At 62.2% G+C, this 10,241-nt stretch carries 9 protein-coding genes; 5 read left to right on the top strand and 4 right to left on the bottom strand.

Features of this window, described 5'->3' with window-relative positions:
- Positions 1–158 precede the first annotated feature (158 nt).
- The 4 genes from FJ934_RS15260 to FJ934_RS15245 are packed head-to-tail and all read right to left on the bottom strand — an operon-like array spanning position 159 to position 4,387.
- Complete coding sequence (locus FJ934_RS15260) at positions 159–809, bottom strand: glutathione S-transferase (protein WP_140610423.1); 651 nt, start codon at positions 807–809, stop codon at positions 159–161.
- A gap of 9 nt (positions 810–818) precedes the next feature.
- Positions 819–2,585, bottom strand: a complete 1,767-nt coding sequence (locus tag FJ934_RS15255) for a Rieske 2Fe-2S domain-containing protein (RefSeq protein WP_140610422.1) — start codon at positions 2,583–2,585, stop codon at positions 819–821.
- A gap of 23 nt (positions 2,586–2,608) precedes the next feature.
- Positions 2,609–3,499, bottom strand: coding sequence for an aromatic ring-hydroxylating dioxygenase subunit alpha (locus FJ934_RS15250; RefSeq protein ID WP_140610421.1), 891 nt, complete (start codon positions 3,497–3,499; stop codon positions 2,609–2,611).
- Between the two features lie 30 nt (positions 3,500–3,529).
- Positions 3,530–4,387, bottom strand: coding sequence for an aromatic ring-hydroxylating dioxygenase subunit alpha (locus FJ934_RS15245; RefSeq protein WP_140610420.1), 858 nt, complete (start codon positions 4,385–4,387; stop codon positions 3,530–3,532).
- Positions 4,388–4,637: 250 nt separating this feature from the next.
- Here FJ934_RS15245 and FJ934_RS15240 point away from each other — a divergent pair, with 250 nt between their 5' ends.
- The 5 genes from FJ934_RS15240 (at position 4,638) to FJ934_RS15220 (ending at position 10,240) form a co-directional block, all read left to right on the top strand.
- A complete protein-coding gene (locus tag FJ934_RS15240) occupies positions 4,638–5,474 on the top strand; it encodes a GntR family transcriptional regulator (RefSeq protein ID WP_140610419.1) in 837 nt (278 codons plus the stop codon).
- Positions 5,471–6,565 carry a BMP family ABC transporter substrate-binding protein gene (locus FJ934_RS15235; protein ID WP_140610418.1) on the top strand — a complete coding sequence of 365 codons (1,095 nt, stop codon included), beginning with the start codon at positions 5,471–5,473 and terminating at the stop codon, positions 6,563–6,565. The genes FJ934_RS15240 and FJ934_RS15235 overlap by 4 nt, the downstream gene beginning before the upstream one ends.
- Before the next feature lie 97 nt (positions 6,566–6,662).
- Entirely contained in the window at positions 6,663–8,210 is a 1,548-nt protein-coding gene (locus FJ934_RS15230; RefSeq protein WP_140610417.1) for an ABC transporter ATP-binding protein, read from the top strand.
- A complete protein-coding gene (locus tag FJ934_RS15225) occupies positions 8,194–9,288 on the top strand; it encodes an ABC transporter permease (protein WP_140610416.1) in 1,095 nt (364 codons plus the stop codon). The genes FJ934_RS15230 and FJ934_RS15225 overlap by 17 nt, the downstream gene beginning before the upstream one ends.
- A 31-nt stretch (positions 9,289–9,319) precedes the next feature.
- Positions 9,320–10,240 (top strand): ABC transporter permease, encoded by a 921-nt coding sequence (locus tag FJ934_RS15220; RefSeq protein WP_140610415.1) that lies wholly within the window; start codon positions 9,320–9,322, stop codon positions 10,238–10,240.
- The last annotated feature ends 1 nt before the right edge of the window (position 10,241 follow it).

Below are 10,241 nucleotides of genomic sequence, written 5' to 3'. Positions count from 1 at the left end.
ATCTCGACCAGCACCTCGCCGGGCTGAGGACCGTCGAGGTCGACCTCCATGATCTCCAGCGGCTTTCCGGCGGCGACGGCGACAGCGGCGCGCGTTTTCATTCTTCCATCTCCCCAAACTTCATTTGCCAGGCCGTGCCCGGACTCTTCTGAAAATGATTATGCTGCGGCCCTGGCAGGTCCTGCCGGGAACACGCCCGACATAACGGTAAATCCTTTGATGCGCTTGACGCGATCGCACCAGCGGCGGATCGCCGGATAATCCTGGCGCGGGATGCCCCCCTCCTCCGACAGGATGATGTAGGGGAAGCAGGCAATATCGGCGATGGTCGGATGACCAGCCGGGCAGATCCAGTTGCGGCCTTGCTGCTCGCTGAACCATAGATGCTCGTCGAGGATGCGGAATAGCCGATGCGCTCCGGCGCGCGCGGCATCGATGTCGAAAACGTAGAACAGCGCATCATGCAGGCGGGCGGCAGACGCCGTTGCGGTGATACCGTCGGCAAAAGCCAGCCACTGGCTGACTTCGCCAAGCAAGTCCGGATTGTCTCGCGGGTACCAAGTGCCGGACCGATCGTATTTCGATGCGAGATAGACCAGGATTGCCTGGGCGTCGCGCAGGATCAGTCCACCATCCTCGATGACTGGCAGTTGCCCGAGCGGATTGAGCTTCAGGAACCATTCCGACTTGTGCTCGCGGCCCGGATAGAAGTCCACCGGCACGGTTCTGTACTCAATGCCGAGGAAACTCATCAGCAAGCGCAATTTGTAGCAATTGCCAGAAAGTTCGTAGTCGTAAAGCGTGATCATCGGCACCCCCTAGATGTCCAGCACGAGACGCGCGGACTTCGCTCGCGACACGCAGGTCATGATCTTGGTCCCTGCTTTCCTCTCGGCGTCGTTGAGATAGACGTCCTGATGGTCGGGCTCACCTTCGATCACCGTCGCCACGCAGGTGCCGCAGGCGCCCTGCTCGCAAGATGACGGCACCTCGATGCCGTTTTCGCGCATGACCTGCATGATCGTCTTGCCGGCCGGTACTTGCAGCGTGACGCAGGACCGCGCCAAAGCGATCTCGAAGCTCGAGCTGTCGTCGATCTTGTTGGTGTTCTTGAAGTACTCGAAATGCACTGCCGTATCCGGCCAGCCTTGCTCGGCCGCGATCTTGCGCGCGGCTTCCAGCATCGGCCCGGGGCCGCAGATGTAGAGATGCATGCCGTTCCGGTAACCGCCGAGAATCTGTCGAAGTTCGGCGCCGGTCGCATCCGGTGACAGCCCGAGATGCGGCTTGAGCGCATCGCCGAGTTGCTTCAGCCGGTCGGCAAAAGCGAGATGCTCTTCGCCTTGCACAAAATAATGCAGCTCATGCGTCAGGTCCTGGTTCTTCAGCGCCTGCGCCATGGCGAGCAGCGGCGTGATGCCGATGCCGCCGGCGACGAAAATCGTCCTGATGGAGTCGCGGCGCAGCGGGAAGTTGTTGCGCGGCTCCGAAATCGCCAGCACATCGCCCTCGCGAACAGTCTCGTGCATGCATTTCGAACCGCCCTTCGAATCCCGCTCCAGCTTGACGCCGATGACGAAACTGTCGGTCTCGCCCGGCCCGTTGGTAATCGAATATTGGCGGACCTCGCCATTTGGCATGTGTACGTCGATATGCGCGCCGGGCTGGAAAGTGGGCAGAAGGCCCTTGATCGGGCGAAGCTCGAAACCCGCGATCCCATCAGCGGCCTGCCATTTCCTCGCCACCGTGACGCGCAGCGCCGCCCTGCGGCCATGCGTGGTCAGTTCCGGCATTTCGGCAAGCTCGGCCGACACCCTTTCATAGACCGGTTCGAGCGGCGCGGGCGGCAACGCGTTCGCCGCCTCGCGCTCCGCCTCGTCGCGCAGTTTCGACAGCCGTTCATTGTGGTAGCGCAGGATGGCGATGCGCGCAGCCCCCTCGGCATCCTGATCGAGCACGCCGCGGATGACCGAGCGGTTGGAATCGACCGGCTGAACAAAGAAGACACCATGCGTCTGCGCGTTGCCATCGCGCGAATGCAGCGCCACGGCAAAATCCTGAGCGGCCTCGACCAGGGTTTCGCCACCATCGCCATCGATCGCCCCATTCGGCTGAAAGCGGTAGGCCTTCAGCCGTTCAACGACCCGGTCGGCCGGCGCGTTGACCGGAATTCCACGCAATGCAAGAAGCTTGCCCTCGGGGAGGCTGGCGATGGCAGGCACTTCGCCGCGCGGCTCTTCGGACGACCAGACCAGGCCATAGCGCTCGACTGCCGGAAAGGTGTGGTTGGTGATGGTGCGGGCCGGCGCGTCGGCCGGATGTGCGGGGATATAGGTGCAGCCGGCTGTGCGGTTCGAATAACGCCAGCCATGGTACTGGCATTTCAGCTCGCGGCCGTCATTGATGCCGATCGACAACCTGACGCCGCGATGCAGGCAGCGGTTCTCCCAGATGTTGACGTAGCCGTCATCGGCACGCCAGACCGCGAATTCCCGGCCGAGCAATTGGCCGTGGAAAACATGGCGGTAGGGCAGGTCATGGGCGGCAGCGATCGGATGCCACTGGCTCTTGGCTACTTCCAGCATTCGTCGTCTCCAAAAAAGTCTTGTCAGGCCGCGGCCGGAATGACCCCGTAGGTCACGCCCTTCTGGCTCAGCCAGCGTCGGTATGCGATGGCGGACTTGTCGGCACGGATCGGGGTTTCGGCGCGCGGATCGAGCGGCAGGCGTTTCGGCACCTGGTTCTCGAGGATCGGCTTGTCCTGGCCGAAGATCGTCTGCTGGAAGCGCTTGATCACCTTGTCTTCATTGTCCTCGTCGAGCACGCAAAGCAGCATGTGCGCACGTACATGCTCCTGATCGACCGGCTGCAGGAAGATGGCGATCACGTCGCGCCGGGCCTCGTCGACCGGACTCGATTTGTAGAGCACCGAGCAATAGGGGTGCGGTACGCGATAGACGTAATCCACGTCGGCGCCGCCATCGGAAGCAGTCGAAGCCATCGGCTGGAAGAAGCGGCAACGGGTAGCCAGGATCTCGTCACGATCCACCGAAATTTCGACATCGTATTCCTTCACTTCGGTATGCGGTTCGACGCCGAGAATGTCGGTGTGCACATAGGGAAAGTGGCCCATGTCGAGAAAATTTTCGATGGCGCGAGGCGCCGAGACATTGACGCCAAAGGTTGCCGCGTTGAGCTTGCGGCGATCCGGCTCGCCATATTCGGGGATCGGGAACAGATCGGCTGGCGGCGACCCAAGCGAGGTCCAGACGTAGCCATAGGCGCTCCTTGCCGGAAGCCTGTCGACGCTCGGAACCTGATCGGCCCAACGCAGATCCGGCCGCGAGCGCCAGACAACGGGCTCTCCATTCGCCTCGACTGCGAAACTGAGGCGTTCCTCAAGCAAAACTGTTTCTTGGATAACTCCAGGAGCGGCCTCGGCGACCGCACCGACAGGATGCCAGAGATTGAGAATCACAGGATCGGAGCATTTTGTCATCGTGTTACCTTTGAATGGCGTTGGACGTCATCAGGCTTGTGCCGGTATGGCGCCATAGGTGACGGCCCGATCGCGCAGCCAGCGCCGATATGAAACCGAGACGGCATCTGCTCGGATCGGCGTTTCGGCGCGCGGATCAAGCGGCAGGCGCTTGGGTACCTGGTTTTCCAGGATCGGCTTGTCCTGGGCGAAGATGAGCTGCATGAAGCTGCGCACCGTTGCCGCCGCCATGCCTTCCTTGAGATAGCAAAGATAGGGATGGGCGATGCAGTTCTCCTCGTCGACCGGCTGCACGAACAGAGTGATCACATCGAGCCGGTCCTTCTGGATCGGATTGCTCTTGTAAAGCGCCACCGTATAGGGCCGGATCACCTTGTAGATGTAGTCGACGACAAATCCTTCCTTGGCGGTCGGCGAGGCGATTGGCTGATAGAATTTGCATTCGGTCGCCAGTACCTCGTCCTGGGCGGTGATTTCCACCTTGTAGGGGGCCACCTCCGTATGCGGCTCTTCGCCAAGCCAGCCGGTGTGAATGAAGGGGAAATGGCCCATGTCGAGAAAATTCTCGACGGCCCGAAGGCCGGACACCTTGACCGCGATCGACCCGCCACTGACGAGATGGCGGTCGGCCTCGTCGGCCTCGGGAATGTAGATGATGTCGCGCCAGGGCTTGTCCAGACATGCCCAGATGAAGCCGTAGCGTTCAGCGCTCCTCAGCGCGGCGCCCGTATCGGTGCGCACGACATCAGTCCTGTCGCGATGCCTGCACACCACGAGGTCGACCCCCAGCAGACGTGTCCGAAATGGCGTATCCTGGCTGAGCGATTCCTGGTCGGCGACGATATGCCAGTCGTTCAGAAGCTCTCGATCGACGCAGCGGGTTGCCATCGGCCTCCCTCCCAACTCGGCTAGCCCTTCACCATGAACCTAGCCCGGCGTTTCGACATGACGAAATCACAAGATTGGATATCAATCAATAATTTTTTGTCGGCCAAATTTGTTTTTTGTGTTGACAGATTTCTGTGATTGACTTCCGATACATGAAATTCTGAACCCGGGATATGACGTATCCCAAAGAGGCACGTCGTCACACGGAAAGCCTGCTGATCATGTCCTCGAAATGGCGGAGAGCCGCGCCTTGACCAGCCGTTCCCAGACGATCGCGGACACACTGACACGCGCCATCATCGATCACCGTCTGGTTCCGGGATGCAAGCTCGGCGAGCGCGAGCTCGCGGAAATATTCGACGTCAGCCGCATCGTGGTACGCCAGGCCTTGATACGGCTTGCCGACGACGGACTGGCCCAGATCGAGCGCAATCGCGGCGCCTTCGTCGCCAAGCCGAGCATGCAGGAGGCGATGGAAATCTACGACGCCCTGACGCTTGTCGAGCAGGGCGTGGCCGCCCAGCTCAGCGACCGCCTTGGCCCGGCCGGATGGGCGGAATTGCGCCAGCATGTCGAACGTCAGCGCCAGGCGGTTGCCGCCGGCAACGATGCGTTGGCGGATGTGCTCGGGCAGGAATTCCATATCGTTTTCGTACGTCTCAGCCGCAACAAGGTGATGCAGGAAATCCATGCACAGCTCGTGCGCCGCACGACGCTGCTGCGCTCGCTCATCACCGCGGATTTCGACTATTGCAATCTGCTCGACGACCATTCGCGGGTCGTCGACCTCCTGGAAAAGGGCCGCCTGAAACAGGCCATGGACCTGATCGACACGCATCACCGCACCGTGGTGCGCGGCTACATCATGGACCGTGAGGTGTTTGCGGAGATGACGCCGGCCGAGGCGCTGGCGCCTTACCTTGACGGCAAGGCCGATGGGGCGACCTTGGTTCCCTCAAGGAAGCCAGCAAGGACATCCGGAAATGGCGACAGCGCGGGGCACGTGCACGTCCATCTCCCCAAAACAGACCGGGCATCGACAAGCCGGGCATCAACCAAAAAAACCAACAGAGGGTTACCAACATGAACGACCTGACAAGACGCGGATTCCTCAAATACAGCGGCGCGATCGGCGCCGCGATCGGCGCTGGAGGACTGAGCACCATCGCGCGGGCCCAGGAGGTGCTCAAGATCGGCGTCGTCTATGTCTCGCCGGTTGCGGAGATCGGCTGGACCAAGCAGCACAGTCTTGGCGTCGACGCGATCAAGTCGCAATTCGGCGACAAGGTCGCCCTGACCGTCATAGACAACATCTTCATGCCACAGGACGCGGAGCGCATCTTCCGCGAGCTCGCCAGCGCCGGCAACCAACTGATCTTCGGCACCAGCTTCTCGCACGGCACGCCGATGCAGAAGGTGGCGCCGCGCTTCCCCAAGATCGCCTTCGAACATTGCTCGGGCATCGTCCATCTCGCCAATCTCGGAACCTTCGAGGCCAAGTACTACGAAGGCACCTTCGTCGCCGGAGCGGCGGGCGGCTATATGTCGAAATCGGGCAAGATCGGCTTCATCGGCGGCTTTCCGATCCCCGACATTGTCGGCCCCGCCAATGCACTCCTGCTCGGCGCGCAAAGCGTCAACCCGAACGCCACCTGCAACGCCATTTTCCTCAATTCCTGGTTCGATCCGGGCAAGGAGAAGGAGGCGGCCAAGACGCTGCTTTCGCAAGGCTGCGACGTTATCTGTTCGATGACCGATACCGCGACAGGCGTCCAGGTTGCCGGCGAAGGCGGCGCCTGGTCGATCGGCTATGCCAGCGACATGGCCAAGTTCGGCTCGGGCAAGCAGCTGACCTCCTTCGTGCTGGACTGGACCAGCGACTATGTTGGTGCCGCCAAGGCTGTCGCCGCCGGCAGCTGGAAGCCGGAAGTGCGTTGGGACGGACTGGCCGCCGGCGTCGTGAAGATGGCGCCCTACAATGACGGCATGCCAGCCGACACCAAGGCCAAGCTCAAGCAGCTCGAAGCCGACATCGGCAGCGGCAAGGTGCATCCTTATGCCGGCGAGTTGAAGGACCAGGACGGCAAGGTCAAGGTTGCGGCGGGATCGGTTTTGACCGACGACGACATTCGCGGCATGAACTGGTTCGTCAAGGGGATGATCGGCAAGCTGAGCTGATCGCCATCGCAGAGCCGGGAGACGCCGAAGCCTGACCTTCGGCGTCTCCTTGCCTGGTTCCCGTCCAACCTCGCTTCACGCCACGGCAGGACCCGCCATGCATCCGCGACTAGAATTGCGCAACGTCTGCAAGCGCTATCCGGGCGTCATCGCCAACGACGACGTCTCGCTGTCGATCCAGCCCGGCGAGATCCACGCCGTGCTCGGTGAAAACGGCGCCGGCAAATCGACGCTGATGAAAATCATCTATGGCGCGGCACAAGCCGATTCCGGCGAGATTTTTTGCGACGGCAATCCGATCACCGCGCACAATCCGGCGATGTCGCGCGCGCTCGGCATCGAAATGGTCTACCAGCACTTCGCGCTGTTCGAATCCGTCTCGGTGGTCGAGAACATAGCGCTCTCGACAAGCAGCGCCTTTAACTTGCCCTCGCTTGCCGACAAGATCCGCGAGCTTTCGCTGCGTTACGGCATGCCGATCGACCCACACCGCCAGGTGCACGATCTCTCGGTTGGCGAGCGCCAGCGTGTCGAAATCGTGCGTTGCCTGCTGCAGGCGCCGAAGCTTCTGATCCTCGACGAGCCGACATCCGTGCTGACGCCGCAGGCCGTGGTCAAGCTGTTCGAGACGCTCCGGCAGCTCGCGGCCGAGGGGTGCAGCATCGTCTATATCAGCCACAAGCTCGACGAGGTGCAGGAGCTCTGCGACACCGCCACGGTGCTGCGGGACGGCAAGGTCACCGGAACCGCTCGTCCAAAGGAAACGACATCGCTCGAGCTCGCCCGCATGATGGTCGGCTCGAAGCTGCCGGAAATGCATGTCAACCCCTCTGTCCCAACCGAGAAGCCGGTGCTGGAAGTCAGGAACCTGTCGGCGAAAGCAGGGGACCATTTCGGCGTTGACCTGGAGGACGTGTCCTTCGCCGTGCATGGCGGCGAGATCGTCGGCCTGGCGGGGGTCTCGGGGAATGGCCAGGCCGAGCTGATTGCCCTGCTCAGCGGCGAACGCACGCATGAGCAACGCGATGCGATCAGGATTGGCGGGACGGCTGCCGCCCGCCTGCGTCCCGACGAACGCCGCAAGCTCGGCCTGGCCTTCGTTCCGGAGGAGCGGCTTGGGCGGGGTGCGGTGCCATCGCACACATTATGGGAAAACACGGTGCTGACCGCTCATCGCTTCGGCACCGTCCGCAACGGATTGGTCAACCGGCGCAAGGCCAGTGGTTTCGCCGCCGGCATCATCGACAGGTTCAAGGTCAAGGCCAGCGGCCCGGGAGCGACCGCGCAGAGCCTGTCCGGCGGCAATCTGCAGAAATTCATTGTCGGGCGCGAGATCGCGCTGGCGCCGAAACTTCTTATTGTTTCGCAACCGACCTGGGGTGTCGACGTCGGTGCAAGCGCCTTCATCCGCCAGACCATCCTCGACCTCAGCCGCGCCGGCGCGGCGGTGCTCGTCGTGTCGGAGGAACTTGATGAGCTGTTCGAGATTTGCGACCGGCTTCTGGTCATCTGCCAAGGACGGGTTTCACCACCGCTGATGCGCAAGACGACCGATCGTGAAGAGATCGGACTGCTGATGACTGGCAGAACGATGAGCATGGATACGATGGCAGGTGGGAGTAGCGACGTTGCGCTTCAGGATTGAACAAAGACCCGAGCCTTCCGCACCGATGCGCATCGCCGCGCCGCTTGTGGCGGCGGTTTTGACGCTGGCCGTCGGCTCGATCTTTTTCGCCTCCCTCGGGCACGATCCGCTGCTGACGCTCTATGCCTTCTTCGTCGAGCCGCTGAACTCGATGAACGGCTTGTCCGAATGGCTGCTCAAGGCTTCGCCGCTGATCCTGATCGCTTGCGGGCTGGCGGTCGGCTTCCGTGCCAATGTCTGGAACATCGGCGCCGAAGGCCAGTTCACCATGGGCGCGGTTGCCGCCAGCGGCGTCGGACTGTTCTGGCCGAACCCGGAGAGCGCGCTGCTGTTGCCGCTGATGTTCGTGGCCGGCATGGGGGCCGGCATGGCATGGGCCGCGATCCCGGCCTTTCTGCGCGCGCGCATGAACACCAATGAGATCCTGGTCACGCTGATGATGACCTATATCGCGACGCTGTTCCTGTCCTACCTCGTGCATGGACCGTGGCGCGATCCGGCAGGCTTCAACTATCCGCAAACCGCGCTGCTGCCGGCGGCGGCGATGTTCGGATCCTTCGATCCGGCCTATCGGCTCAATCCTTCGATCTTCGTCACCATCGTGGCTGTGTTTCTGATGTGGCTGTTCACGGACCGCAGTTTCCTCGGCTATAAGATGTCGGTCAGCGGCGCGGCCCCCCTTGCCGCGCGCTATGCAGGCTTTCGCGAGTCCTCCGCGGTGTGGATCGGCCTTCTGGCGGGAGGTGCCGCGGCCGGCGTCGCCGGCATGGCGGAAGCCGCCGGACCGCTCGGTCAGCTCTCACCGCAGATTTCGCCGGGCTACGGATTTGCCGCCATCATCGTCGCCTTCATCGGACGGTTGAACGCCTTCGGCATTGTGTTGGGCGGGCTGCTGATGTCGCTGCTTTTCCTGGGAGGCGAAGGCGTGCAGATGACGCTTGGCCTGCCCTCGGCGCTGACGCGCATTTTTCAGGGCATCCTGCTGTTCTTCCTGCTCGCCGCCGATTTCTTCATTTTTTACCGCGTTCGCCTGGTACGGCCGGCCCGAGATGCGCATGCACTCGAGATGGCACGATGAGTGAATTTCGGTTTGCGCAGGAGACAGCCTGATGGATCTCTTCATCGCCATCTTCACCGGCACCATCATCGCCGCCACGCCGCTGATATTCGCAGCGCTTGGCGAGCTCGTGGTCGAGAAGTCCGGCGTGCTCAATCTCGGCATAGAAGGCATGATGCTGATGGGCGCCGCCCTCGCCTTCTGGGCCGTCACCGCGGGCTATTCCATGCCGGTCGCGATCCTTGCCGGTGCGTTGGCAGGCGCCGCCGCATCGCTGCTGTTCGGCGTGCTGGCGCTGACTTTCCTGACCAACCAATATGCGGCCGGTCTGGCGCTGGCGATTTTCGGCTCCGGCGTGTCCGCCTTCCTCGGGCGCGGCTTCGGCAGCGAACCGATCGAAGCGCTGCACGGCGTCAGCATCCCGGTTCTGTCCGACCTGCCGCTGGTCGGGCCGCTGCTTTTCCGCTTCGACCCGATGGTCTACCTGGCCCTGCTGATGTTCGTCGCCATAAGCTGGTTTCTCTACCGCACAAAAGCCGGCCTCGTTCTGCGCACGATCGGCGAGTCGCCACAGACGTCCCATGCGATCGGCTATCCCGTGATCAGGATACGCTATATGGCGGTGCTGTTCGGTGGCGCGATGGCCGGCCTGGCCGGTGCTTATCTTTCGGTCGCGTACACGCCCCTATGGGTCGAGAACATGACCGCCGGCAAAGGCTGGATCGCGCTGGCACTGGTGGTCTTCGCCACATGGCGGCCGGTCCGCGTCTTGCTTGGCGCATGGCTGTTCGGCGGCATGACCATCCTCCAGCTGCAGGGACAGGCGCTGGGACTGGAGGTGCCGTCCGAACTGTTGTCGGCCCTGCCGTATCTGGCGACGATCGTCGTATTGGTCCTTATTTCGCGAAATCGTCAAATGCTTGCACTGCATTTTCCAGCCTCGCTCGCGAAACCATTTCGGCCGGCAAACTAAG

This window comes from Mesorhizobium sp. B2-4-12 (genome assembly GCF_006441575.1).
GTDB lineage: Bacteria > Pseudomonadota > Alphaproteobacteria > Rhizobiales > Rhizobiaceae > Mesorhizobium.
This window is presented reverse-complemented; position numbering and strand designations above follow the sequence as displayed.